Here is a 25,591-nt window from a genome sequence, read left to right on the forward strand (position 1 = left end):
GGCCTCGGTGCCGCGAGCACCGAGGCCCCCGGCCGGGCCCGCGAGGAGGCCGCCGCGGCGCTCGCCGAGGCCCGTTCGATGGAGGTGGAGGCCCGCCTGGCCGTGCGCACCGCCGAGGAGCGCGCCGAATCGGTGCGCGGTAAAGCCGACGGCCTGCGCCGGGCGGCCCGCGCCGAACGGGAGACCCGCGCCCGCGCCGAACGAGCCCAAGCCGCCCGCAAACAGGCCGCCGCGGTGGCCGCCGCGGTCGCCGAATCGGGCGCGAAGGTGGCCGCGGAGCTGGAGGGTGTGGTCGCCCAAGCCGCGGCCCGCCGTGACGAGCTGGTGCGTCGGCGCACCGAATGCGCCGCCCAGGTGGATCAGATCAAAGAGCGGGTGCGTGCCCTGACCGCACAGCTGGCCCAGCTCACCGACGCCGTGCACCGCGACGAAGTGGCCAAGGCACAGGCCGCGCTGCGGATCGAACAGCTCGAGGCCACCATCGCCGAACAGTTCGGCATCGCCCTCGGCGATCTCATCGCCGAGTACGGCCCCGACGTCCCGCTGCCGCCGTCGGCGCTGGAATGGCAGGAGTACGAACAGGCCAAGGAACGCGGCGAGGACGTGACACCGCCCGCACCGATGCCGTTCGATCGCGCGAGCCAGGAGCGCAGGGCCAAACGCGCGGAAAAGGATCTGGCTACCCTCGGCAAGGTGAATCCGCTTGCGCTGGAAGAGTTCGCGGCGCTCGAGGAGCGCTACAACTTCCTGGCCACCCAGCTCGAGGACGTCAAGAGCGCGCGCAAGGACCTGCTGGATGTGGTCGCGGAGGTCGATGCCCGCATCCTGCAGGTCTTCACCGACGCCTACGCCGATGTGGAGCGTGAGTTCGTGCAGGTGTTCGCCAAGCTCTTCCCCGGCGGCGAGGGCAGGCTGCTGCTCACCGACCCCTCGGACATGCTGACCACCGGCATCGAGGTGGAGGCCCGTCCGCCGGGCAAGAAGGTCAAACGGCTGTCGCTGCTCTCCGGTGGAGAGAAGTCACTGACGGCGGTCGCGTTGCTGGTGTCGATTTTCCGGGCGCGTCCCTCGCCGTTCTATGTGATGGACGAGGTGGAGGCCGCCCTCGACGACACCAACCTGCGCCGGCTGATCGGGCTGTTCGAACAACTACGGGAGAAGAGCCAGCTGATCGTCATCACCCACCAGAAGCCCACCATGGAGATCGCCGATGCGCTCTACGGCGTCAGCATGCGCGGTGACGGCATCACCCAGGTGATCTCGCAGCGGATGCGCGGGCAGAACCTGGCCCCGGTGGGTGCGTCGGCGAGCTGAGACGCGGTGCTTCGAGTGCCGGTCGGGAGGCGTGAACACGATCGGCGCGAGTGAGTCCGCGCCACTATCGTCGTCGGCATGGTCACCATCGAAGTGCGCGACATTCCCGACGACGATGCCGAGGTACTCCGACAGCGGGCGGCGGCCGCCGGGCTGTCACTGGAAGAACACATCCGCGAGCAGCTGATCGCCTCGGCACGCAGGCAGTACCGCGTCGAAGCGCTGGAAGACATCCGCAAGGCGCTGGCCGCCAACCCGCTGCCCGGTGAGGACCCGGACCGGGTCGTGGAGGATCTGCGGCGCGAATTCGAGGACTGCTAGCACTTCGGTACGAACCATCGACCACACCGGCGGCCCGCGTGCGGCGGGTCGCCGGATCAGTGTTCACTCGCTCACAGCAGGTCGCTGACGTCGTCGGGGACATCGACGGCGTATTTGCGCAAGATGTCCATCGAGATCACTTCCAGGGCGTTCTCATGGGTGGCCGCGAGCACCACCGGTGCGGCGACACCGTCCTCGTGCGCGTGCAGCCACCGCACCGCCACCACACACCACCGGTCCCCTGGCTGCAGGCCGGGAAAATTGTTCTCCGGGCGCGGGGTGCTCAGGTCGTTGCCGATCGAAGCCTGGTGTTCCAGAAACTCGGTCGTGACGACCGTGCACACAGTATGACTGCCCAGATCCTCCGGGCCGGTGCTGCAGCAGCCGTCACGGTAGAAGCCGGTCAGAGGATCGGTGCCGCACTCTTCGAGCGGACCCCCAAGCACGTTTCGATCGGTCACGTCGCCGATCCTATTGGCACGCCGCGAGAAGTTCCGCAGGACAAGAAATCTCACGGGCTGTGTCTGGACGACTGACCTGCTCCGGGCGGGTCGATGACCGGCGAGAACTCGTTCTGCAAGGATGGTCGGCGTGAGTTCCGAAGCCTGGATTCTGATCGCGGCTATCGCCGCCGTCGTACTCGTCGCGCTCGTTGTCGGATTCGTCCGGTATCGCAGCGGGCGGGTATCGCTGACGGCGCCGACCGAAGACAAGGAGCTGACCGACAAGTCCGGCGGCTATAAGGCCTCAGGGGGCTTCAGTTTCAGCCAGGGCGGCACCGCCACCGCCACCGCCACCCGGCCCGAGCCGCTGCCCGCCGAACGCACCGACACCGAGGGCCAGCCACACATCGGCGACGACGCGGCGATTCCGCGCGACGCGCCGCGGCGCGGGATCACCAATGTGCCGCTGCCCGAACCGACCGACCTGGCCGAAGCGCCCGCGGGCGACGCGACCACCGCCGAGGCGCCCGAGACGGTGGCGCCGGAAGCGGAATCGGCCGAGACGGCCGACACCACCGACGTGACGGCTGCGCCCGCCGAACAGGCCGCGCCGGAGATCGTCGTCCCGGAGACGGCCCCCGACGCCGCGCCGACCGACGCCGCGCCGACCGACACCGCCGCCGCCGACACCGCCCCTCCCGCCGACGCGGCACCGGAGGCCCCGGCCGTCCCCGACACCGTCGCCGAGGCCGAACCAGCGCCCGCCCTCGAGGAGATCGAACCCACCGCGGGCCGCCTGGTCCGGCTGCGTGGCCGCCTGTCGCGGTCGCAGAACGCGGTGGGCAAGAGCCTGCTCGGCCTGCTCGGCGGCGGCGACCTGGACGAGGATTCCTGGGAGGAGGTCGAAGACACCCTGGTGCTGGCCGACCTCGGCACCGCCAGCACGGCCGCCGTGGTGCAGCGGCTGCGCGAGGAGATGGCCGCGCGCAGCGTGCGCACCACCGATCAGGCGCGCGCGGTGTTGCGTGACGTGCTGGTGGAGGCGCTGCGTCCGGAGCTCGACCGTTCGGTGCGGGCGCTGCCGCATCCGGATCATCCGTCGATCCTGCTGGTCGTCGGTGTGAACGGCACCGGAAAGACCACCACCACCGGCAAACTGGCCCGCGTGCTGGTGGCCGACGGGCGCCGGGTGCTGCTCGGCGCCGCCGACACCTTCCGCGCGGCCGCCGCCGACCAGCTGCAGACCTGGGGCGAACGGGTCGGCGCCGACACCGTGCGCGGTAAAGAAGGAGCCGACCCGGCCGCGGTCGCCTTCGACGCCGTCGCCGCAGGCATCGAACGCGGCGTGGACGCGGTGCTCATCGACACCGCCGGGCGCCTGCACACCAAGACCGGCCTGATGGACGAGCTCGGCAAGGTCAAGCGAGTCGTGGAGAAGAAGGCCGCGGTCGACGAGGTGCTGCTGGTCCTCGACGCCACCGTCGGCCAGAACGGACTCATGCAGGCCAGGGTGTTCGCCGAGGTCGTCGACATCACCGGCGTGGTGCTCACCAAGCTCGACGGCACCGCCAAGGGCGGCATCGTCTTCCAGGTGCAGCACGAGCTCGGCGTGCCGGTCAAGCTCGTCGGTCTCGGTGAAGGGGCCGATGATCTGGCGCCGTTCGAGCCCGGAGCATTCGTCGACGCGCTGCTCGGCTGACTCCGCTACCCCGCGGTCCGGATCGAGCGCCGCCCGATCCGGACCGGGGCGGCGCGCCGACAGCCGCGCCGATCCTGCCTTCTCGCTCCGATACCCCCTGTTAGCTGCGGATTCGCTGCTTCGACACGCCGCTCACAGCCTCGGGGAAACCTCCTGTGCACAGTTGGAAACGTGGTAGCAACACGGGGGCGCCATCCGTTCACGTAGGTGAAACACGGGGGCGGCACGGATGAAACACCGAATGAGCAACCTTCTGTGCAGGTCCATTTCGCCGGAATCGGCGGGGCCCGAGATGAGGAGGACATTAAGGTGGCATTTCCCGTAATCGGCGCGCCGGACGCCGGTGACACCGCATGGATGCTGGCAAGTTCAGCACTCGTGCTGCTGATGACACCCGGACTCGCGTTCTTCTACGGCGGCATGGTCCGCTCCAAGAACGTGCTGAACATGATCATGATGAGCATCAGCGCCATGGGCCTGGTCGCCGTCCTATGGGCGCTCTACGGCTTCTCGGTCACCTTCGGTGACGACAAGGCCAACCTCATCGGTGATCCCGGTCAGTACTTCGGGCTGAAGCAGATCTTCGGTGGTGCGTACCTGGCCGACGCCGAGTCCGGCGCCGAGGCCGCGATCCCGCTGGCGGGCACCATCCCGCTGACGGTGTTCGTCGCCTTCCAGGCCATGTTCGCGATCATCACCGTCGCCCTCATCTCGGGTGCGGTCGCCGACCGCATGAAGTTCAGTGCCTGGCTGATCTTCGCCGGCATCTGGGCCACCGTCGTCTACTTCCCGGTCGCGCACTGGGTCTTCGCCTTCGACGGCGTCACCGCCGAGGCCGGTGGCTGGATCGCCAACAACCTGAAGGCGATCGACTTCGCCGGCGGTACCGCCGTGCACATCAACGCCGGCGCGGCGGGCCTGGTGCTCGCGATCGTGCTCGGCAAGCGCAAGGGCTGGCCCAAGACCCCGTTCCGTCCGCACAACCTGCCCTTCGTCATGCTCGGCGCCGGTCTGCTGTGGTTCGGCTGGTTCGGCTTCAACGCCGGTTCCGCGGTGGGCTCCAACGGCATCGCCGGTGCCGCCTTCCTGACCACCGTCGTCGCCACCGGTGCGGCGCTGCTGGCCTGGCTGGTGGTGGAGAAGATCCGTGACGGCAAGCCCACCTCGCTGGGTGCGGCCTCGGGCATCGTGGCCGGTCTGGTCGCCATCACCCCGGCCTGCCATTCGGTCAACGTCGTCGGTGCCCTCGCCATCGGCATCGTTGCCGGCGCGTTGTGCGCCCTGGCCGTCGGGCTGAAGTTCCGCTTCGGCTTCGACGATTCGCTCGACGTGGTGGGCGTGCACCTGGTCGGTGGTCTGCTCGGCACCCTGATGGTCGGCCTGGTCGCGGCGCCGGAAGCGCCCGCGGCGGTGAAGGGTCTGTTCTACGGTGGTGGCATCGAGCAGTTGAAGCTGCAGGCCGTCGGTGCGTTCACGGTGCTGGCCTACTCGCTGGTCGCCACGGCCGTCATCGCCTACCTGATCAAGTTCACGATCGGCCTGCGTGCCGACGACGAGGGCGAGTTCGTCGGCATGGACGAGTCCGAGCACGCGGAAACCGCATACGATTTCGCTGCTGTGGGTGGCACGGCACGTTCGGCCGTCAAGGAGGCATGACGACATGAAACTGATCACCGCAATCGTGAAACCGTTCACGCTGGAGGACGTGAAGACCGGTCTCGAGCAGGCGGGCGTGCTGGGCATGACCGTGAGCGAGGTGCAGGGTTACGGCCGGCAGAAGGGGCACACCGAGGTCTACCGCGGTGCGGAGTACTCGGTGGATTTCGTGCCGAAGGTTCGGGTCGAGGTCGTCGTGGATGACGCCTCGGTGGACAAGGTCGTCGAGGTGATCGTCGAGGCGTCGCGCACCGGCAAGATCGGCGACGGCAAGGTCTGGGTGACCCCGGTCGAGACGATCATCCGGGTCCGTACCGGCGAGCGCGGCACCGACGCGCTGTAGCGGGAAGTCGAATCGAGCGGCGGCCCCGCTCCCGCCGGGTCTCCGGCCGGGGCGGGGCCGCCCGCGTGAATGGGTGGTGTGGGCAGTGGGTAGCAGTCGGCGAGAACACAGCGATGGCGCCGAGTCGGCGGCGGTCGAGAACACGGTGGTGTCCAACGGCGCGGCCGATCTGGTCAAGGCCAGGCGCCGGTTGCTCGAGGGCGGGCAGCCGCGCAATCCGCGCCTGGATGCCGAATCGCTGCGCTCGGCGCTGGTCGACCTGTACGAACTGTGGCTGACCAGCAAGGGTGCCGAACTCGGGATCACCGCCGACAGCGGGCTCGCGGTCGTCGCGGTGGGTGGGCTCGGACGCAAGGAGATGCTGCCCTACTCCGATCTGGACCTGGTGCTGCTGCACGACGACGTCGACCCCGCGCGGGTGGCCGAGGTCGCCGACCAGCTCTGGTATCCGCTCTGGGACGCCCACATCAAGCTCGACCACAGCGTGCGCACGGTGCCACAAGCCCTGCGAGTGGCCAACGACGACATGATCGCCGCGCTCGGGATGCTCGAGGCCAGGCATATCGTCGGCGACGCCGAACTGAGCAACCTGCTCATCGGCGGGGTGCGCCGGGAATGGCGGACCGGGATCCGAGCCCGCTTCGACGATCTGATCGCCCAGGCCAAGGCCCGGTGGGAGCGCAGCGGCGAGATCGCCCACCGCGCCGAACCGGATCTGAAGAACGGGCGCGGCGGACTGCGCGACATCCAGCTGCTGGACGCACTCGCCATCGCCCAGCTGACCGATGCCATGCCGGGGCTCGGTCCGGATGTGCCCGGCGGCGGTGTCCGCCACGCACATCGTCGGCTGCTGGATGTGCGCACCGAACTGCACCGGGTGGCCGGACGCTCGCGCGATCAGCTGATGGCACAGGACGCCGACGAGATCGGTGCGGCGCTGCGCATCGGCGACCGTTTCGACCTGGCCCGTACGCTCAGCGACGCCGCGCGCACGGTCAGTTACTCGGTGGACGTCGGGTTGCGCACCGCCGCCAACGCGCTGCCGCGGCGCGGCCTGGCCCGGCTGCGCCGGATGCCGGTGCGCCGACCACTCGATGAGGGGGTGGTCGAGCACGCCGGCGAGGTGGTGCTGGCACGGGACGCGCGGCCGCAACGCGATCCCGGCCTGATCCTGCGGGTGGCCGCGGCCTCGGCGCAGACCGGGCTGCCGATGTCGGCGAATACGCTCAACCGGCTCTCGGAGGACGCGCCGGAACTGCGCGAACCCTGGCCCAAGGACGCGCTGAACGATCTGCTGGTGCTGCTCGGCGCGGGCCGGGGCACCATCGACGCGATCGAGGCGCTGGACCGCACCGGACTGTGGGGCCGGTTGCTGCCAGAGTGGGGCGCGGTGCGCGATCTGCCGCCGCGCGACGTCCTGCACACCTGGACCGTCGACCGGCACCTGATGGAAACGGTGGCCTACGCGAGCGCGCTGAGCACCCGGGTGGCCCGGCCGGACCTGCTCGCGCTGGGTGCCCTGCTGCACGACATCGGCAAGGGCCGCGCCGGCGATCACAGCGTGGTCGGCGCGGAACTGGCCACCCATATCGGGCGCAGGCTCGGGCTGTGGCCCTCGGATGTGCGCACGCTCAGCGCGATCGTGCGCCACCATCTGCTGCTGCCCGACACCGCCACCCGGCGCGATCTCGACGATCCGGCCACCGTGCAACTGGTGGTCGACGCGCTCGACGGCGACGCCCAGCTGCTGGAACTACTGCACACCCTCGCCGAAGCCGATTCGCTGGCCACCGGGCCCGGAGTCTGGGGCGAGTGGAAGGCGTCGCTGATCGGTGAGCTGGTGCGGCGCTGCCGGATGGTCATGGCCGGTGACGAACTGCCCCGGCCCGAACCCATCGCGCCGGAACTGCTGGAGAAGGCGGCCGCCGGGGGAGTGCATGTGACGCTCGCGCCCGGCGAAGGCAAACACACTCACATCGTCACCGTCATCGCGCCCGACACGCCCGGGCTGCTGTCCGAGGCCGCGGGAGTGCTGGCGCTGCATTCGCTGCGCGTGCTGTCGGCGGCGCTGGGCAGCGCGGGCGAGTCGGCGATCAACACCTTCGTCGTATCGCCGAAATTCGGTGATCCGCCCGACCCGGGCCTGCTGCGGCAAGAGTTGATCCGCGCCATCGCCGGCGAGCTGGACCTGCGCGGTCAACTCGCCACACGCGAACGCGAGGCCGTCGGCGCACAGCTGAGCCCCTACGCCAAGGCACAGCCGCGGCTGCTGTGGACCGACACCGATACCCCCGGTCAGGTGATCGTGCAGTTGCGCGCCGAAGACCGGATCGGGTTGCTGAGCAGGCTCGCCGGTGCGCTGGCCGGTTGTGGGGTGGACGTGCGCTGGGCCAAGGTCGTGACGATGGGCACCGCCGTGGTCGACGCCTTCTGCCTGGATCTGGGCGCCGATTCGGGACCGGCCCGCCGCGCCAGGATCGACGAGGCGATCCTGGCGGTCGTGCCGCGGCCCGCACCGAAGAAGCCCGCCGACGACAACGGTACGCACGAAGGTTCCTGAGCCGCCGAGGTTTTCGTGCCCAGCGCGGCGAACTACCCTGTGACCTCGCCGTTATCCGAAAACCAGTCCTTTGCACATGATTTGCTGGAAATCCCTACGGCATGGTCGGTGGCCCTTAGGATCGGTGAGTCGGGCTCGCATACGAGGGGAGCAGGTCGGTGGCAATCGAAGTCGTCGCCTCGTCGATCATGACCAGTGATGTGACCCCGCACGTGGCCCGCTGCGTCGGCGGGGATCTGTGGGTGGTGTCCTGGTTGCCTGGCCGCACCCTGACCGGTCGCCAAGCCGTCACCGCGATGACCATCGCGGCCACCGTCGCCACCTCCGGTCTGCCGGTGGAGGGCGATTGGACCGCGTTGGACGGTCTCGCGCTCGAACTCGGGTTGACCGGCCGTGAGGCCGCGTTCATGGTGGCCAGGGAAAACCACGACTATCGGCGCATCCGCACCCCGCGCCGCCGCACTCCGGAGTAACCTCGCCCACCCGGCACCCACCGGCTGCGTGCGCAGTCCGGTGATCCCATTACGCTGGGATGCAGTGACGTCACTCGAGATCAGGAGCGCGATCGGTGTTCGAATCCCTGTCCGACCGGCTTACCGGTGCCCTCAAGGACCTACGCGGTAAGGGACGTCTGTCGCCGGCTGACATCGACGCCACCTGCCGTGAGATCCGCCTCGCGCTGCTGGAAGCCGATGTCGCGCTGCCGGTGGTGCGCGCATTCATCGCCAAGATCAAGGAGCGGGCCAAGGGCGCCGAGGTCTCCGCTGCGCTGAATCCGGCCCAGCAGGTCGTCAAGATCGTCAACGAGGAACTCGTCGGCATCCTCGGCGGCGAGACCCGCAGGATCACCCTGGCCAAGACCCCGCCCACGGTGATCATGCTCGCCGGTCTGCAGGGTGCGGGTAAGACCACCCTCGCGGGCAAGCTCGCCAAATGGCTCAAGGGGCAAGGACATCAGCCGTTGCTGGTGGCCTGTGACCTGCAACGCCCCGGCGCCGTCACCCAGCTCCAGGTGGTCGGCGAGCGCGCGGGCGTGCCGGTGTTCGCGCCGCATCCCGGCACGTCCATCGGCGGCGGTGACAACGCTCTCGGTGTCACGGCGGCCGATCCGGTCGCCGTGGCCGAGGCCGGTGTGGCCGAGGCGAAGCAGAAGCAGTACGACGTGGTGATCGTCGACACGGCCGGTCGCCTCGGTATCGACGCGGAGCTGATGGCTCAGGCCGCCGGTATCCGCGACGCGGTGCAGCCGGACGAGACGCTGTTCGTGCTCGACGCCATGATCGGTCAGGACGCCGTCACCACCGCCGAGGCGTTCCGCGACGGCGTCGGCTTCACCGGTGTGGTGCTCACCAAGCTCGACGGTGACGCCCGCGGTGGTGCCGCGCTCAGCGTCCGCAACGTGACCGGCGCGCCGATCATGTTCGCCTCCACCGGTGAGAAGCTCGAGGATTTCGACGTCTTCCACCCCGACCGCATGGCCAGCCGCATCCTCGGCATGGGCGATGTGCTCACTCTGATCGAGCAGGCCGAACAGGTCTACGACCAGCAGCAGGCCGAGGAAGCCGCGCGCAAGATCGGCAGCGGCGAACTCACCCTCGAGGATTTCCTCGACCAGATGCTCGCCATTCGCAAGATGGGCCCGATCGGCAACCTGCTCGGCATGCTGCCCGGCGCCGGTCAGATGAAGGACGTGCTGGCCCAGGTCGATGACAAGCAGCTCGACCGCGTGCAGGCCATCATTCGCGGTATGACCCCCGCCGAACGGGAGAACCCCAAGATCATCAATGCCTCTCGCAGACTGCGCATCGCCAACGGCTCGGGTGTGCAGGTCTCCGAGGTCAACCAGCTGGTCGACCGCTTCTTCGAGGCCAAGAAGATGATGGCCGCGATGGGCCGCCAGATGGGCATGCCAGGGGCGAACCGGCGCAGCAACAAGAAGGGCAAGAAGGGCAAGAAGGGTGGCCGCGGCCCCACCCCGCCGAAGGTGCGCGGCGGATTCCCCGGCGGCATGCCCGGTATGCCCGCCGGCATGCCCGACCTGTCCGGTATGCCCGCCGGCCTCGACCAGCTCCCGCCGGGCCTGGAGGGCTTCGATCTGTCGAAGCTGAAGTTCCCGAACAAGTAGCCCCCGACGCCCGACCGGCTCGGCTCCACCGCTGCGTGGGGCCGAGCCGGTCGTCGTTGCGCACCCGCTACGCGGAGGCCTGCATCTGCGTGACGATGGTCGCCACCCGATCACTGGCCTGCGTCGCCCAGTGTGGATGGGTGGTGACGTAGAGGCGATCGGCTTCGACGGCCGCCAGGATGATCTCGGCGGCCTCGGCAGCCGGCATCATCTCGTCGGCCAGTTGGGTCAGTGCGCCGAGGCCGGGCGCGAGTCGCTCCCACTGCTCGGCGGTCAGCGTGCTCAGCCAGCCCTCGGTGGGCTGGGTGGGGGCGCCGTCGCCCAGCAGCGCGCCGATGCCGTCGGTGACCCCACGCAGCATCTGGGTGTCCACCGGTCCCGGGCAGACCACGGTGGCGCCGACGCCGGGGGCGAGGATGGTCAGTTCGCCATGTAGCGATTCGGTCAGCGAGACGACCGCATGCTTGCTCGCGGTGTAGGGCGCGTTGAACAGCCCGGTGGTCACACCCGCCAGGGACGCGGTGTTGATCACATGGCCGCGACCGGCGGCGATCAGATGCGGTACGAACGCATGCATCCCGTTGACGACACCCTGCACGTTGACGGCCCAGACCCGTTGCCAGTCAGTGGGTTCCACCTCCCAGATCGGCCCGCCGGCACCCATCGCCGCGTTGTTGAACACCAGGTCGACGCGGCCGTACAGCCGCAGGGTGGTCTCGGCCAACCGGTGCAGTTGGTCGGGATCGGCCACATCGGTGGGCACCGCGGGGGTGTCGCGGCCGATCGCCTCGGCGGTCGCCGCGAGCGCGTCGGCGTCGATATCGGCCAACACCACGCGCAACCCACGTTCGTGCAGGGCCTCGGCTACCGCTCGTCCGATGCCGTTGGCGGCGCCGGTCACCACGGCGACCTGTCCGGATTCCAATTTCATTGTGTTCCTCTCGATGTGACGCTCTCGTCGGTGTTCTCGGCTGCGGTCGCGCGATCGAACAACGTGACCAGTTCGGCGGCGATGGCGTCGACATCGCCGGACGGGTCTGTGGCGTAGCCGATCGCGATGGTGTCGATGGCGGCGCGCACCGCCACCGCCATCACGTGGGCGTCGAAGCGGCGGAATTCGCCGGTACGCTGGCCTTCGCGCAAGGCCTGTTCGAGCGCGTCGAGTGGCGAGCCCACGGCGGCGTCGGCGACGAATTGATCTCCGAGCGCGGCTCGGGCAGCGCTGTTGAGTTCGATCAGCGCCCGCAGCACAGCGGTGCGCTCACGCATGAATTCCATGTTCGCGGTGATGTAGGCGGCCAGCCAGGCCCGGTGACCGGATGTGGCCGTGATGCGCGGTCCGATGAATGCCACCGCCGCGTCCTTGGCCGCCACCAGTGCTTCACGCATCAGCTCGTCCTTGCCGCTGAAGTGGTACGAGATCAGCCGGGTGCTGCTGAGGCCCGCGTGCTCGGCGATCTTGGCGAAGGAGGTCTTTGCGTAGCCGGCCTCGGCCAGTACCTGCACTGTCGCGGCCACGATCTGCCTGCGCCGCTCGGCGGCCGTGGGCGAGAGCGGCGGAGGTGTTACTTGCATGAGTAAATTGTTACTCGGGCAAGTAACATCGTCAAGAGGATTCCGGGTGCAGATCTCGGGCTGGCAGGATTCGGCGCACCGGCACGATGTCGGCCCATCCCGGCGGCGAGCGGTGCCGATTTCTGGCGCGGGTGGGCGGTCTGGCAGAATGGTCGATCGTCCGTATGGACAGTGTCAGCCCGTCTCCGGTTACGCACCGCGCGGCGGTCACACACTTCAACCGCAAAACCGGGCTCGCAGACCATGTGAGTCGCCGAATTGCGCCGTGACCAACCCCGAAAGGTAGATCAGCACATGGCTGTTCGCATCAAGCTCACCCGCATGGGCAAGATCCGCAACCCGCAGTACCGCGTCGTCGTCGCGGACGCCCGCACCCGTCGTGACGGCCGGGCCATCGAGTCCATCGGCAAGTACCACCCCAAGGAAGAGCCCTCGCTGATCGAGATCGACTCCGAGCGCGTGCAGTACTGGCTGGGCGTCGGCGCGCAGCCGACCGAGCCGGTGCAGCGACTGCTGGAGATCACCGGTGACTGGCAGAAGTTCAAGGGTCTGCCGGGCGCCGAGGGCACCCTGAAGGTCAAGGAAGCCAAGCCGTCCAAGCTGGACCTGTTCAACGCCGCGCTCGCCGCCGCCGACAACGAGCCCGTCGCCGAGGCCGTCACCCCCAAGAAGAAGGCCGCCAAGAAGGACGAGGCCGCTGAGGGCGCCGAGTCGGCCGAGGCTGCCGAGTAATCGTGAGCGAGCGCAGCGAGCGAACCGAAGTCACAGCGCGCCCTGCGCTCACGACGGAGCCGAGCGCTAGCGAGGTGGAGTCGTGAGTGCTGTCGTCGCCGATGCCGTCGAACATCTTGTTCGCGGCATCGTCGCCAACCCCGATGACGTGCGTGTCGAGCTGATCACCGGCCGCCGCGGACGCACGGTCGAGGTGCACGTCCACCCCGATGACCTGGGCAAGGTGATCGGCCGCGGTGGACGTACCGCGACCGCCCTGCGCACCCTCGTCGCCGGTATCGGCGGCCGGGGCATCCGGGTCGACGTGGTGGACACCGACGCCTGATGGAACTCGTCGTAGGTCGTGTCGCCAAGTCGCACGGCGTGCGCGGTGAGTTGGTCGTGGAGGTCCGCACCGACGAACCCGAGGCGCGATTCGCGCCCGGTTCGACGCTGCGCGGCCGGTTGGCGCGATCGAAAGAAGTTCGTGAATTCACGGTCGAGTCGGCCCGGGAACACTCGGGCCGACTCCTCGTGCAGCTGAGCGGCGTCGACGACCGCACCGCCGCCGACGCCCTGCGCGGCACGTTGTTCTTCGTCGACAGCGCGGATCTCGGGCCCTCCGAGGACCCCGATGAGTACTACGACCACGAGCTCGAAGGGCTGCGCGTCGAGCTCGCCGACGGCACCGCGGTCGGCACCGTCACCGAGGTATTGCATTCGGCGGCAGGGGAATTGCTGTCGGTGCGGGCCGCCGATGACGGTCGCGAGATCCTGATCCCGTTCGTGATGGCCATAGTGCCCACCGTCTCGGTGGCCGACGGACTGGTCGTGATCGATCCGCCCGAGGGCCTGCTGGATCCCGAATGAGGCGGCCGAGGCCATGAAGATCGACGTGGTCACCATCTTTCCGGAGTATCTGGAGCCGCTGCGCACAGCGCTGCTCGGCAAGGCCATCGATAAGGGCCTGATCTCCGTCGACGTGCACGACCTGCGTCGCTGGACCCATGACGTGCACAAATCCGTCGATGATTCGCCCTACGGCGGCGGCCCCGGCATGGTCATGAAGCCCACCGTGTGGGGCGATGCCCTCGACGAGGTCTGCCCCGACGACGCCCTGCTCGTCGTCCCCACCCCGGCGGGCGTCCCCTTCACCCAGGCCACCGCCCACCGCTGGGCGGACGAGAAGCACCTGGTCTTCGCCTGCGGCCGCTACGAAGGCATCGACCAGCGCGTCTTCGACGACGCCGCGCGCCGGGTCCGCGTCGAGGAAGTCAGCATCGGCGATTACGTGCTGATCGGCGGCGAGGCCGCGGTCCTGGTGATGACCGAGGCCGTGGTGCGGCTGATTCCGGGTGTGCTCGGCAATCAGCAATCCCACCAAGAGGATTCGTTTTCGGTCACGCCGGAATCCGAGGGTCTCGGGCTGCTGGAAGGGCCGAGCTACACCCGTCCGGTGAGTTGGCGCGGCCTGGATGTGCCGCCGGTGCTGCTGTCGGGTGACCACGCGAAGGTGGCCGCGTGGCGGCGTGAGCAGTCACTGATCCGGACCCGCGAGCGTCGCCCGGATCTGCTGCCCGACACCGACGAGCCGGGTTCGGAGTAGCCCCGCCGATCCTGGCTCATTCGGCTCGGCGCGGTCGAGCTGCTCATTATGCCCCGACCGCACGTGACGCGAGGTACGTGCACGCCCGCACGGTGCGGTGAAGTGTGTCGACGAGCCGTGCGCGTCTCGGTCGGTGGTTCCTTGCGACCGCTGCTGCAATGATGTGACGTATGAGCGGTCCGGACACGCAGCAGGAGCTGCGTCTGACGAATTCAGTACGCCGCAGCCGGGATTCCCCGTTACCTGATCGTCCGGCTCGACCAGAAGGAAGAGCGGATCGAGGCGGTCGAGGAATACCGGCTCGACTGGTCGGGCCGCCGTTACCGCGCCCATGCGGTCCACCGGCGGGTACTGCTCCTCGATGAACCGGTCGAGGTGACGATCCCGTTCACGACACTGGAGCAGCCCTGACGGCGGCAGATCTCAGCCGGGGAGGCCGAGCAGCGACCGCGCCATTTCCCGCATTTCGGCTTTACGCACCTTCCCGGTGACGGTCATCGGGAACTCGTCCACGACGTGCACATAACGCGGCACCTTGAAATGGGCGAGTTTGCCCGCGCAGAACACCCTGAGCGCGTCGGCGTCGAGCGGGGCCGCGCCCTCGCGCAGCCGGACCCACGCCATCAGTTCCTCACCGTATTTCGGGTCGGGGACACCGATCACCTGGGCGTCGAGGATATCGGGGTGGGTGTAGAGGAACTCCTCGATTTCGCGGGGATAGATGTTCTCCCCACCGCGGATGACCATGTCCTTGATCCGGCCGGTGACGGCGACATACCCGTCCTCGTCCATCACCCCGATATCGCCGGTGTGCATCCAACGGGCGGCGTCGATGGCTTCGGCGGTGCGCTCGGGATCGTTCCAGTACCCGAGCATGACCGAATAGCCGCGGGTGCACAGCTCGCCGGGTGCACCGCGCGGGACGGTGTGGCCGGTCGCCGGATCGACGATCTTGATCTCGAGGTGCGGGCCGACCCTGCCGACGGTCGCGGTGCGGCGGTCGAGGCTGTCGTCACGGCGGGTCTGGGTGGACACCGGTGAGGTCTCGGTCATCCCGTAGCAGATACACACCTCGCGCATGCCCATCCGATCGATGACGCGTTTCATCACCTCGACCGGGCAGGGTGAGCCCGCCATGATGCCGGTGCGCAACGTGGACAGATCGGTGTCCTGCTCGTCGAGCTGCGCCAGCATGTCGATGAACATGGTCGGCACACCGTAGAGCGAGGTGCAGCGTTCGGCGGCGACCGCCGCGAGGGTGGCACCGGGTGCGAACGAGGGCGCCGGAATCACGATCGCCGCACCGTGACTGGTGGCCGCCAGATTGCCCATCACCATGCCGAAGCAGTGATAGAACGGCACCGGAACGCAGATCCGGTCCTGCTCGGTGTAGCCGCACAACTCCCCGACGAAATAGCCGTTGTTGAGGATGTTGTGATGGCTGAGGGTCGCGCCCTTGGGGAAACCGGTTGTGCCGGAGGTGTACTGGATATTGATCGGGTCGTCCATGGACAGCTGCGCCGCCCGCGCCGCCAGCAGGTCCTGGTCCGCGGTGGTGCGCATGAGCGTGTCCCATTCGGGCGTGCCCAGTATCAGCACCTGTTCCAGGCCAGGGCATTTCGGGCGAACCTGCTCGATCATCGCCATGTAGTTCGAGGTCTTGAACTCCGGCGCCGACACCAGCATCCGTACGCCGGCCTGCTCGAGCACGTACTGCAACTCGCTGGTGCGGTAGGCGGGATTGATGTTCACCAGAATGGCGCCGATCTTCGCGGTCGCGTACTGGATGAGAAACCACTCCGGGCAGTTCGGCGCCCAGATGCCCACCCGGTCGCCGGCGGCGATGCCACGCGCGGCCAGCCCGGTGGCCAGCGAGTCGACCGCCGAACGCAACTCACGGTAGGTCCAGCGGCGCCCGGAGGGGCAGTCGACCAAGGCTTCCCGGTCGCCGAACGCGGCCGCGGTGCGGTCGAGGTTCGCGCCGATGGTGTCGCCGAGCAGTGGTGTCTCGGAGATCCCCGAGGTGTAACTGGGCAGCGGAGTCGTCATCACCGCACCTCCTGCTGACGCAGCAGGAACCGCTGCACCTTCCCGCTGGGCGTCTTGGGCAGGCTCGGGACGAAATGCACCCGGCGTGGGTAGGCATGCGCGGCGAACTTCTTCTTCACCAGCGTCTGGAGTTCGGCCTCCAGTTCAGCGCTGCCCTCGACGCCCTCGCGCACCACGACGAACGCCTCGAGCACCTCACCGCGCAGTTCGTCGGGCATGCCGACGACGGCTGCTTCGGCGACGTCCTCGTGCAGCACCAGCACGCTTTCCACCTCGAAAGGGCCGATCCGGTAGCCGGCCATGATGATGACGTCGTCGTCGCGGGCGGAGAAATGGAAGAACCCGTCGGCGTCCTGGGAACCGGCGTCACCGGTGAGATACCAGCGGCCGTCCGGGGTGTAGCGCTGCGCGGTGCGTTCGGGCGCGTCGAGGTAGCCGAGGAACCACAGGAGAGGGCTGCGTTCGGTATCGATGGCGATGCGGCCGAGCTGCCCGGTCGGCGCCTCGGTATCGGCATCGTCGGCGAGCACCGCGCAGGCCCAGCCCGGCAGCGAACGGCCCATCGAGCCCGCGGGGGCCTCGGTGTTCAGCTCGTCGTGCCAGGCATTGCAGATCACCATGCCGTGCTCGGTCTGACCGTAGTGATCGCGCACGGCCACGCCGAGGGTGTCGGCGGACCAGGCCACCACCTCGGGGGTGAGCGGCTCACCAGCCGAGGAGGCCCGGCGCAACCGCACCTTCGGCGCCTCGGCGCTGTCGGCGCGCAGGGCCCGGTAGACCGTCGGCGCGGCCGCGAAGTTGGTGACCCCGAATTTCTCCATCACCTGCCAGGTCAGCGCGGGGGAGAAGCCCGCGTGCAGCAGCAGGCTGCGGGTGCCACTGGCCAGCGGGCCGAGGATCGCGTAGTAGAGGCCGTAGGCCCAGCCCGGGTCCGCGGCATTCCAGAACACGTCGTCCGGGCGGACGTCGAGCGCGAACTCCTGATAGGCGTGGAAGGACGCGAGCGCGCGCACCGGAATCGGCACCCCCTTCGGCGTGCCCGTGGTACCGCTGGTGAACAGCTGGACCAGCAGGCCGTCGCCGCCGACCGCGACCGCGGGCTCGACGTCCGCGTCGTCGGCCATCAGATCGCGCATGCGCAGCCCGGCAGCGGCCGGCTCGTCGCCGGTGACGATGGTGCGCCACGGCGGATCGACCGGGATGTCGTCGCCGGGGGCGAGTTTGCCCGCCTGATCCGGATCGACGATCACGATCGAGGCGCCACTGGCCGACAACCGGAACGCGATCGCCGGCGGCGCGAACGCGGTGAACAACGGCACATGCACCGCTCCGCGCCGCCAGATCCCCAGCAGCGCCACCACCAGGTCTTCGGACTTGGCCATCAACGTGGCGACCCGGTCACCCGGCTCGACCCCGAGCCGCGCCAGCGCCGCCGCGAACCGCTCGGACTTCGCGCGCAACTGGCCGTAGGTCAGGTCCGTCGACGACAGGTCGCTGTCGATGATCGTGAAGGCGACGGCGTCGGCCGGGTGCCGGTCGCACAGCAGCCAGGCCGCGCTCGCATCGGCGCGGTCGTAACACTCCAGCAGCTCGCGCACCCGCGCGTTCGGGTCGATACCCATCTCGCATCTCCTCGGTCGTGATCCAGCTCACCGGGCTGTTGCCATAGGATGTAGGTCACACCTGATCCCGCACTACCCCCGAAAAGGGGTGACCACCATGACCGACCCGTCACCGCTGCTGCGCCCGCGCGACGGCGACGCACTGCGCGCCGAGATCCGGCGGGTCGCGAGCGTGACCGGGGTTCCGGTGCTGTTCGGCGGCGAGGTGCACGCCGACACGCTGCTGCTGAGCGAATTCTTCGGTGTTCGCACCAACGGCCTGCGCGGGCTGTCGGTGCTGCGGACCTCCGGGCTCGGCGGGCAGGTGATGGACTCGGGGCGGCCGGGACTGGTCGCCGACTACCGCAACGCGCCGACCATCACCCATCACTACGACGGGCCGGTGATGAGCGAAGGCATCCGTTCGGTCGTCGCCGTCCCCGTGGTGGTCGACGACAACCCGCGCGCGGTGCTGTACGCGGCCACCCGCGGCAACGGCGCTCTCGGCGACCGCACCGCGGACGTGCTGTTGCAGGCCGGACGCAGGCTCGCCACCGAGATCACCATCCGCGATGAGGTGGACCGGCGGCTGCGACTGCTGGCGGCCGCCTCGGCCCCAGCGCAGGCCGGCACCGGCGTCGTCGTCGAAGAGTTGCGCGATATCCACGCCGAACTGCGTGATATCGCGCATTCGACCGCCGACCAGAAACTGCGCGACCGGCTGCATGCCGTGGGCGCCCGGTTGACAAGGGCGCTGTCCGGCGGGCCCGCTCCGGACGCGCCGAAACTGTCGCGCCGCGAACTCGACGTGCTGATCCAGGTCGCGCTCGGCTGCTCCAACCAGGAGGTGGCCCAGCGCATTTCCGTCGGCCCGGAGACCGTCAAGAGCTATCTGCGCAGCGCCATGAACAAGCTCGACGCCCACTCCAGGCACGAGGCCGTCGTGACCGCCCGCCGCCTCGGTCTGATCCCCTGAGCCGCCGCGGAATTCGCGTTCTCCGCACCGCGCGGCCCACATGCGGGACACTGCCCGCCTCGCCTCTATACTCACCGCCGTGCCGCCGTTGCGAGTAGTCGGACTGTCCCTCGACAGTGCCGACCCCGAAACCCTTGCCCAGTTCTACCTGGATCTGCTCGGCGGAAAGACGCTGTGGCGCAAGGAAAGCAGTGTGGGGGTGCGGATCTCGTCAGGGCTCGCGCTCATCGCGCACCGCGTCCCCGACCATCAGCGCCCGGCCTGGCCCGGCTCCTCGATCGTGCACCTGGACCTGGCCGCCGACGATGAGCGCGATCTCGACGAATGTGTCGATCGCGCTGTGGAATTGGGTGCCAGCGTGGCGCCCATGCAGCCGGGCGACCGGTGGCGGGTGCTGCTCGATCCCTCGGGCCACCCGTTCTGCATCACCACGGTGACGCCGCCCGAATAGGCCGAGTGCGGTACGACGGCCCCGGCGCCGGTCACCTGTCGCCCGGCGACGGTAGTGTGCGGGTCGTGACGACAGCGCCTGAGACCTCGAGTCCCGAGACGACGACCCGCACCGACCAGACCACAGCCACCGGGGCAGGCCCGGTGGTGTCCGCTACCGTCAGCCGTCGGATCGCCGACGAGCTGGCGGTGCGCGAGAATCAGGTCCGTGCCGCCGTCGAACTGCTCGACGCCGGCTCGACCGTCCCGTTCATCGCCCGCTACCGCAAGGAAGTCACCGGCGGGCTGGACGACGCCCAGCTGCGCACGCTCGAGGAGCGGCTGCACTACCTGCGCGAACTCGACGAGCGCCGGGCCGCGATCGTGGAATCGATTCGCGCGCAGGGCAAACTCGACGACGAACTGCACCGCCAGATCATGCTGGCCGAAACCAAGGCCCGCCTCGAGGACATCTACCTGCCCTACAAGCCCAAGCGGCGCACCAAGGCCCAGATCGCCCGCGAAGCCGGTCACGAACCCGTCGCCGACGCGCTGATCGGCGACCCGACCACAGACCCGGCCCAGTACACCGCCGAACAGCTCGACGGTGCGCGCGCCATCCTGGTCGAACGCTTCGCCGAAGATGCCGATCTGGTCGGTGAGCTGCGCGAACTCATGTGGCAGCGCGGCCAGATCCGCTCCACCGTACGAGCCGGCAAAGAGGAAGCTGGCGCCAAATTCGCCGACTACTTCGAGTTCAGCGAGCCGTTCGGCAAGCTGCCCTCACACCGCATCCTCGCGCTGCTGCGCGGTGAGAAGGAAGAGGTGCTCACCCTGCACCTCGAACCCGACACCGAGGAGCCGCAGCCGGGCGAGCGCACCATCTACGAGGGCCGCATCGCGGTGCGCTTCGGCATCGCCGATCAGGGCCGCCCCGCCGACAGCTGGCTGCTGGACACCGTGCGCTGGGCCTGGCGCACCAAGCTCCAGGTCAGCCTCGGCATCGACACCAGGATGCGGCTGCGGCAGTCGGCCGAGAAGGACGCCGTCGAGGTCTTCGCCGCCAACCTGCGCGATCTGCTGCTCGCCGCGCCCGCGGGCACCCGCACCACGATGGGCCTCGACCCCGGCTACCGCACCGGTGTGAAGGTGGCCGTGGTCGACGGCACCGGCAAGGTGGTCGCCACCGAGGTCATCTACCCGCACAAACCGCAAGGCCAGACCGAGAAGTCGCTGGCGGTGCTCGCCGCGCTGGTCGCGCGGTTCGGAGTGGAACTGATCGCCATCGGCAACGGCACCGCCTCCAGAGAAACCGACGCCCTCGCCGCCGAACTCATCTCCCGTATCCCGGAGAACAAGCCGACCAAGATCGTGGTCTCGGAGGCGGGCGCCTCGGTGTACTCGGCCTCGGCCTACGCCTCCCAGGAGCTGCCGGACCTGGATGTGTCGCTGCGCGGTGCGGTGTCGATCGCGCGCAGGCTGCAGGATCCGCTGGCCGAACTGGTGAAGATCGACCCGAAGTCGATCGGCGTCGGCCAGTACCAGCACGACGTCTCCGAGACGTTGCTGGCCCGCTCGCTCGGCGCCGTCGTCGAAGACGCCGTGAACGCCGTCGGCGTCGACGTGAACACCGCCTCGGTGCCGCTGCTGTCACGGGTCTCCGGCATCGCCGGATCACTGGCCGAGAGCATTGTGGCGCACCGCGATCAGCACGGCCCCTTCCGCAGCCGCAGCGCGCTGCTGGACGTGGCGCGCCTGGGGCCGAAGGCGTTCGAGCAGTGCGCGGGCTTCCTGCGCATCCGCGACGGCGACGACCCGCTCGACAACTCCGCCGTACACCCGGAGGCCTATCCGGTGGTGCGGCGGATCCTCACCAGCACCGGCCGCCCCATCACCGAGATCATCGGCAACACCAGCACGCTGCGCGCGCTGCGCCCGGCCGAGTTCACCGATGAGCGCTTCGGTGTTCCCACCGTCACCGACATCATCAGCGAGCTGGAGAAGCCCGGCCGCGACCCGCGCCCGGAGTTCAAGACCGCCGAATTCGCCGCGGGCGTGGAGAAGGTCGCCGATCTGGAGCCGGGCATGGTGCTCGAGGGCGTGGTCACCAATGTCGCGGCCTTCGGCGCGTTCGTCGACGTCGGCGTGCATCAAGATGGTCTGGTGCACGTTTCGGCCATGTCGCACAATTTCGTGAAAGATCCGCGCGAGGTCGTGAAATCGGGGGACGTGGTCAAGGTGAAGGTGCTCGAGGTCGATGTCGCCCGTCAGCGCATCGGGCTCTCGCTGCGGCTGGATGACGAGCCCGGTGCGGGTAAGCCCGAATGCGGTCGCGGTCCGGGCGAACGTGGTCGCGGTGGCGCCGATGGGCAGTCCGCGCAGGGGCGTGGCCAGGGCGGTAACCGCGGCCAAGGCCAGAACCGTCAGGGGCACAACCGAGGTCAAGGCAAGGGGCGTCAAGGGCAGGGGCAGGGCCAGGGGCGTCAGGGGCAGCGCCGCGAGGCCGCACCGGCCAACGGCGCCATGGCCGACGCGCTGCGCCGGGCCGGTTTCGGAAAGTAGCGGCCTAAGACGGGAGCGGGGGCAGGCATGCGGCGATGGCTCGACGACGATGTGATCGCACAGGGCAGGCTCCCGCTGCTGTGCTTCCTGCTCGGTTTCATCCTCGGCTTCCTGGTGATCCGGGTCAGCGTGCGGCTGATCCGGGCCCAGGTGCGCTGGTGGCCGGGCAATCTGCGGGCGGGCGACACCCACATCCATCACATGGTGTTCGGCGTCATCCTGGTGCTGACCTCGGGTATCGGGATGATCAGCACCTTCGACGACGGCAGCAGCGCGACCGGCGCGTTGCTGGCGGCCCTCTTCGGGGTGGGCGCGGCGCTGGTGCTCGACGAATTCGCGTTGATCTACTACTTGCGCGATGTGTACTGGGAAGAGCAGGGCCGCACCTCGGTCGACGCGGTGTTCGTCGCGCTGGCCGTCACCGGACTGCTGCTGCTCGGTTTCCACCCGCTGTGGCTGCTCGACATCAACGATTTCCGCCACGACCCCAGCGTCGCGGCGCGGGCGCTGGTGGTGGTGTTCGCGGTGGTCAACCTGATCCTGGCCGCCATCGTGATCGCCAAGGGCAAGATCTGGACCGGGCTGTTCGGCATGTTCTTCCTGCCGTTGCTGGTCGTGGGTGCGCTGCGGTTGAGCCGGCCGGGCGCGCCCTGGGCACGGTGGCGCTACGGCGACCGGCGCAGGCTCATGTACCGGGCCATCGTGCGGGAACGGCGTTACCGGCGTCCGGTGATCCGGGCCAAGATCTTCGTTCAGGATCTGGTGGCGGGCAAACCCGACGTCGAACATGTGCGCTCGGCCGCCGAGGCGGAACTGCAGCGCACCGTCGTTCCCGCACCACCGGCGCCGCATCGTCATCACGCGCTGTGGTCACATGAGCACGACACGCCGCGCTGAACGGGGCGGGTAGGGTGTGGTGCAGCCGGGGAGCACGGCCGATTTCCGGCCCGCCGCGCTCATCTGGCACAATGCACAGGTTGCCCTGGGCGATATCTGCCCCGGCGCACCCCTTATTCGGAGCATGAACCGGTAGAGCACGTGCCGCCAGGTTCCTCTGTTCGCGCGAACTCCAGAAGGATGAACATGAACACCCTTGACTTCGTCGACGAGAAGTCGCTGCGCACCGATGTCCCCGAGTTCCGGCCCGGTGACACCCTCAATGTGCACGTGAAGGTCATCGAAGGCTCGAAGGAGCGCATCCAGGTCTTCAAGGGCGTCGTCATCCGGCGCCAGGGTGGCGGTATCCGCGAGACCTTCACCGTCCGCAAGGTGTCGTTCGGTGTCGGCGTGGAGCGCACCTTCCCGGTGCACAGCCCCAACATCGACCACATCGACGTGGTGACCCGTGGTGATGTCCGCCGCGCCAAGCTGTACTACCTGCGCGACCTGCGTGGCAAGGCCGCCAAGATCAAGGAAAAGCGCTGAGCTGCTGCTCCGCGCCGCTATCCCGGTCCCGCCCGGAGCGGTGGTAGCGCACAGAAATACCCGGATAGCCCGGCACCGCACGCATTCTCGCGGTGCCGGGCTAATCTGTTCGGCGTGGCAGACGAGAGTGGGCCGGTGACCGTGCCCGGTGCAGACGACGGGCAACCGCAGGGGCGTCGCGCACGGCGTGACCGACGCGGACGCAAGGACAAGAAACAGCGGCCCTTCTGGCAGGAACTGCCGATCCTGCTGGTCATCGCCGCTGTTATCGCCGCACTGATGGTGACGTTCGTCGGACGCCCGTACGTCATCCCGTCGCAGTCGATGGAACCCACCCTGCACGGCTGCACCGGCTGTACCGGTGACCGCATCTACGTGCAGAAACTCAGCTACTACTGGGGCGAGCCCGAGCCCGGCGACGTCGTCGTGTTCGTCGGCCCCGACTCCTGGAACACCCACTACCGCTCCATCCGCTCGGACAATCCGGTGATGCGCGGCGTGCAGAACTTCTTCTCCTTCTTCGGCCTCGTCCCGCCCGATGAGAACGACCTGGTCAAGCGGGTGATCGCGGTCGGCGGCCAGACGGTCGAATGCTGCGATCCGCAAGGCCGGGTGATGGTCGACGGTAAACCGCTCGACGAGCCCTACGTCGAGGACGATTTCCCGTGGGTCCAGGGCGAGAAGAACGCCTCCTACCCGGTGGGGCGGGTGTTCGGCCCGGTCACCGTGCCCGAGGGGCACCTGTGGGTGATGGGCGACAACCGCAACGAATCCGCCGATTCACGCGCGCACGTCGGCGACGAACTCCAGGGCACCGTGCCGGTGGACAACGTCCGCGGCAAGGCAGTGTTCAAGATCTGGCCGCCCGGGCGTATCGGCCCGGTCCGGGCACAGGATCCGCAAACCAACTGATGGCTGTTCGCGCGATAATCGGTCTGTGGGCTGTGTGGACCGGTTCGACCTGCACGACTGGGCGGCGGTGACGCCGATGGCCCGATCCGAGCGTCGCCTGCCGAGTGTGGAGCGTGTGAGCTGGCCGCCGCGGGTGGTCATGCGTAAGGCCGGTGGGCTGCGCACCCTCGAGGCGGCCCTGAACCGCAGCGGTCTCGGGCCGGTCGCCGGCGTCGACGAGGCCGGACGCGGTCCGAGCGCCGGGCCGCTGGTGGTCGCGGCGTGCATGTTGTCCCCCAAGGCCCATGACGCGCTGGCCGGTCTCGATGATTCGAAGAAACTCACCGAGGCGGCCCGCGAGGAGCTGTACCCGGTGATCACCCGGCTGGCGCTGGCCTGGCATGTGGTGGTCATCCCGGCCTGGGAGATCGACGCGATCGGCATCCACGTCGCCAACCTCGAGGGCATGCGCCGCGCGGTCGCCGGACTCGGCCGCACCCCCGGCTATGTGCTCACCGACGGATTCCGGGTGCCCGGCATCCCGGTGCCGTCGCTGCCGGTGGTGGGTGGTGACGCCACCGCGGCCTGCATCGCAGCTGCCAGCGTGCTCGCCAAGGTCACGCGCGACCGGATGATGGTCGAGCTGGATCAGCGGCTGCCTGGCTACGGTTTCGCCGCCCACAAGGGCTACAACACGCCCGAGCACAATGCCGCGTTGCGGCAGCTCGGGCCGTGTGCCGAACACCGGCGATCATGGCGCAATGTGCGCGAGCACGAGCCCGCGGGGGCGGGCGGGAGGCCGGTGCGGCACGAGGTGGTGGTGTCCTCCGGTTCGGTCATCGTGGATCAGGTCACGTCCGACCGACTGGCTACCGAAGCGTTACATACGCGATGATGTCAGGACACGCAGTGCCGCGAGAAGGAGGACGTCCCACCCGATGAGCGCCGAGGACCTCGAGAAGTACGAAACCGAGATGGAGCTGTCCCTGTACCGCGAGTACAAGGACATCGTCGGGCAGTTCTCGTACGTGGTGGAGACGGAGCGTCGCTTCTACCTGGCCAATTCCGTGGAATTGCGACCGCAGAACGCCGATGGCGAGGTGTATTTCGAGGTCAGGATGAGCGATGCCTGGGTCTGGGACATGTACCGGCCCGCCCGCTTCGTCAAGCACGTCCGGGTGATCACCTTCAAGGACGTCAATATCGAGGAGCTGGAGAAGCCGGATCTGCGGTTGCCGGAGTAGCGCTGCCGTAGTTATCCACAAGCCCGGGTTATCCCCAGGGTTTCTGTTTCCCCAGGTGAGC

The 25,591-nt window shown here is 68.7% G+C and carries 25 protein-coding genes; 20 read left to right on the forward strand and 5 right to left on the reverse strand.

The window, feature by feature from the left end; translation table 11 throughout:
- Both GV790_RS31010 and GV790_RS06780 read left to right on the forward strand, forming a co-directional pair.
- On the forward strand, positions 1-1,314 hold a 1,314-nt coding region (locus tag GV790_RS31010; protein WP_256673085.1), incomplete at its 5' end, for an AAA family ATPase.
- A 78-nt stretch (positions 1,315-1,392) separates the two neighbouring features.
- The gene (locus tag GV790_RS06780; RefSeq protein WP_163811639.1) at positions 1,393-1,635 is read left to right on the forward strand and encodes a FitA-like ribbon-helix-helix domain-containing protein; all 243 of its coding nucleotides are present in this window, start codon (positions 1,393-1,395) and stop codon (positions 1,633-1,635) included.
- 71 nt (positions 1,636-1,706) lie between these two features.
- On the opposite strand, the gene GV790_RS06785 is transcribed toward GV790_RS06780, so the two are convergent.
- Positions 1,707-2,096 (reverse strand): DUF2237 family protein, encoded by a 390-nt coding sequence (locus tag GV790_RS06785; RefSeq protein WP_036538374.1) that lies wholly within the window; start codon positions 2,094-2,096, stop codon positions 1,707-1,709.
- A 130-nt stretch (positions 2,097-2,226) separates the two neighbouring features.
- On the opposite strand from GV790_RS06785, the gene ftsY reads away from it, so the two are divergent.
- The 6 genes from ftsY to ffh all read left to right on the forward strand — a co-directional run bounded on the left by ftsY (position 2,227) and on the right by ffh (position 10,461).
- On the forward strand, positions 2,227-3,777 hold the full coding sequence (ftsY, locus tag GV790_RS06790; RefSeq protein ID WP_163811641.1) for a signal recognition particle-docking protein FtsY: 1,551 nt from the start codon (positions 2,227-2,229) through the stop codon (positions 3,775-3,777).
- 357 nt (positions 3,778-4,134) lie between these two features.
- Positions 4,135-5,433 (forward strand): ammonium transporter, encoded by a 1,299-nt coding sequence (locus tag GV790_RS06795; RefSeq protein ID WP_178127650.1) that lies wholly within the window; start codon positions 4,135-4,137, stop codon positions 5,431-5,433.
- Between the two features lie 4 nt (positions 5,434-5,437).
- Positions 5,438-5,776, forward strand: coding sequence for a P-II family nitrogen regulator (locus GV790_RS06800; protein WP_014352094.1), 339 nt, complete (start codon positions 5,438-5,440; stop codon positions 5,774-5,776).
- A 145-nt stretch (positions 5,777-5,921) separates the two neighbouring features.
- A complete protein-coding gene (locus GV790_RS06805; protein ID WP_163811975.1) occupies positions 5,922-8,336 on the forward strand; it encodes a [protein-PII] uridylyltransferase in 2,415 nt (804 codons plus the stop codon).
- A gap of 158 nt (positions 8,337-8,494) precedes the next feature.
- Positions 8,495-8,809 (forward strand): hypothetical protein, encoded by a 315-nt coding sequence (locus GV790_RS06810; protein ID WP_138455124.1) that lies wholly within the window; start codon positions 8,495-8,497, stop codon positions 8,807-8,809.
- 95 nt (positions 8,810-8,904) lie between these two features.
- Entirely contained in the window at positions 8,905-10,461 is a 1,557-nt protein-coding gene (ffh, locus tag GV790_RS06815; protein ID WP_163811645.1) for a signal recognition particle protein, read from the forward strand.
- 67 nt (positions 10,462-10,528) lie between these two features.
- On the opposite strand, the gene GV790_RS06820 is transcribed toward ffh, so the two are convergent.
- A complete protein-coding gene (locus GV790_RS06820; RefSeq protein WP_163811647.1) occupies positions 10,529-11,392 on the reverse strand; it encodes an SDR family oxidoreductase in 864 nt (287 codons plus the stop codon).
- Positions 11,389-12,036 carry a TetR/AcrR family transcriptional regulator gene (locus tag GV790_RS06825; RefSeq protein WP_163811649.1) on the reverse strand — a complete coding sequence of 216 codons (648 nt, stop codon included), beginning with the start codon at positions 12,034-12,036 and terminating at the stop codon, positions 11,389-11,391. The genes GV790_RS06820 and GV790_RS06825 overlap by 4 nt, the downstream gene beginning before the upstream one ends.
- Positions 12,037-12,330: 294 nt before the next feature.
- On the opposite strand from GV790_RS06825, the gene rpsP reads away from it, so the two are divergent.
- The 4 genes from rpsP to trmD all read left to right on the forward strand — a co-directional run bounded on the left by rpsP (position 12,331) and on the right by trmD (position 14,353).
- Positions 12,331-12,768 (forward strand): 30S ribosomal protein S16, encoded by a 438-nt coding sequence (gene rpsP, locus GV790_RS06830; RefSeq protein ID WP_036538364.1) that lies wholly within the window; start codon positions 12,331-12,333, stop codon positions 12,766-12,768.
- Between the two features lie 82 nt (positions 12,769-12,850).
- Positions 12,851-13,093 (forward strand): RNA-binding protein, encoded by a 243-nt coding sequence (locus GV790_RS06835; RefSeq protein WP_014352088.1) that lies wholly within the window; start codon positions 12,851-12,853, stop codon positions 13,091-13,093.
- Positions 13,093-13,617 (forward strand): ribosome maturation factor RimM, encoded by a 525-nt coding sequence (gene rimM, locus GV790_RS06840; protein WP_163811651.1) that lies wholly within the window; start codon positions 13,093-13,095, stop codon positions 13,615-13,617. The genes GV790_RS06835 and rimM overlap by 1 nt, the downstream gene beginning before the upstream one ends.
- 13 nt (positions 13,618-13,630) lie before the next feature.
- Positions 13,631-14,353, forward strand: coding sequence for a tRNA (guanosine(37)-N1)-methyltransferase TrmD (gene trmD, locus GV790_RS06845; RefSeq protein ID WP_163811653.1), 723 nt, complete (start codon positions 13,631-13,633; stop codon positions 14,351-14,353).
- A gap of 423 nt (positions 14,354-14,776) precedes the next feature.
- Here the strand turns inward: trmD and GV790_RS06850 are convergent, their stop codons facing one another.
- Together GV790_RS06850 and GV790_RS06855 are read right to left on the reverse strand one after the other, a co-directional pair.
- Positions 14,777-16,402: an AMP-binding protein gene (locus tag GV790_RS06850; protein WP_163811655.1), complete on the reverse strand. Its 1,626-nt coding sequence runs from the start codon at positions 16,400-16,402 to the stop codon at positions 14,777-14,779.
- Complete coding sequence (locus GV790_RS06855) at positions 16,402-18,024, reverse strand: AMP-binding protein (RefSeq protein ID WP_163811657.1); 1,623 nt, start codon at positions 18,022-18,024, stop codon at positions 16,402-16,404. The genes GV790_RS06850 and GV790_RS06855 overlap by 1 nt, the downstream gene beginning before the upstream one ends.
- 97 nt (positions 18,025-18,121) lie before the next feature.
- Between GV790_RS06855 and GV790_RS06860 the strand changes: the two genes are divergently transcribed.
- From GV790_RS06860 to GV790_RS06895, 8 genes are all read left to right on the forward strand, one after another.
- Positions 18,122-18,979: a helix-turn-helix transcriptional regulator gene (locus tag GV790_RS06860; RefSeq protein ID WP_163811659.1), complete on the forward strand. Its 858-nt coding sequence runs from the start codon at positions 18,122-18,124 to the stop codon at positions 18,977-18,979.
- Positions 18,980-19,058: 79 nt separating this feature from the next.
- Positions 19,059-19,430 carry a VOC family protein gene (locus tag GV790_RS06865; RefSeq protein ID WP_036538351.1) on the forward strand — a complete coding sequence of 124 codons (372 nt, stop codon included), beginning with the start codon at positions 19,059-19,061 and terminating at the stop codon, positions 19,428-19,430.
- A 143-nt stretch (positions 19,431-19,573) separates the two neighbouring features.
- Positions 19,574-21,970 carry a Tex family protein gene (locus tag GV790_RS06870; RefSeq protein WP_163811977.1) on the forward strand — a complete coding sequence of 799 codons (2,397 nt, stop codon included), beginning with the start codon at positions 19,574-19,576 and terminating at the stop codon, positions 21,968-21,970.
- 27 nt (positions 21,971-21,997) lie between these two features.
- Positions 21,998-22,867, forward strand: coding sequence for a hypothetical protein (locus GV790_RS06875; protein ID WP_163811663.1), 870 nt, complete (start codon positions 21,998-22,000; stop codon positions 22,865-22,867).
- Positions 22,868-23,053: 186 nt separating this feature from the next.
- A complete protein-coding gene (rplS, locus tag GV790_RS06880) occupies positions 23,054-23,395 on the forward strand; it encodes a 50S ribosomal protein L19 (protein WP_163811665.1) in 342 nt (113 codons plus the stop codon).
- A gap of 114 nt (positions 23,396-23,509) precedes the next feature.
- Positions 23,510-24,307 carry a signal peptidase I gene (gene lepB / locus GV790_RS06885; RefSeq protein ID WP_280212463.1) on the forward strand — a complete coding sequence of 266 codons (798 nt, stop codon included), beginning with the start codon at positions 23,510-23,512 and terminating at the stop codon, positions 24,305-24,307.
- Positions 24,308-24,383: 76 nt separating this feature from the next.
- Complete coding sequence (locus GV790_RS06890) at positions 24,384-25,181, forward strand: ribonuclease HII (RefSeq protein ID WP_163811981.1); 798 nt, start codon at positions 24,384-24,386, stop codon at positions 25,179-25,181.
- A 43-nt stretch (positions 25,182-25,224) separates the two neighbouring features.
- Positions 25,225-25,530: a DUF2469 domain-containing protein gene (locus GV790_RS06895; RefSeq protein ID WP_011210678.1), complete on the forward strand. Its 306-nt coding sequence runs from the start codon at positions 25,225-25,227 to the stop codon at positions 25,528-25,530.
- Positions 25,531-25,591 lie beyond the last annotated feature (61 nt).

Source organism: Nocardia cyriacigeorgica (assembly GCF_010858045.1).
GTDB classification, from domain to species: domain Bacteria; phylum Actinomycetota; class Actinomycetes; order Mycobacteriales; family Mycobacteriaceae; genus Nocardia; species Nocardia cyriacigeorgica_E.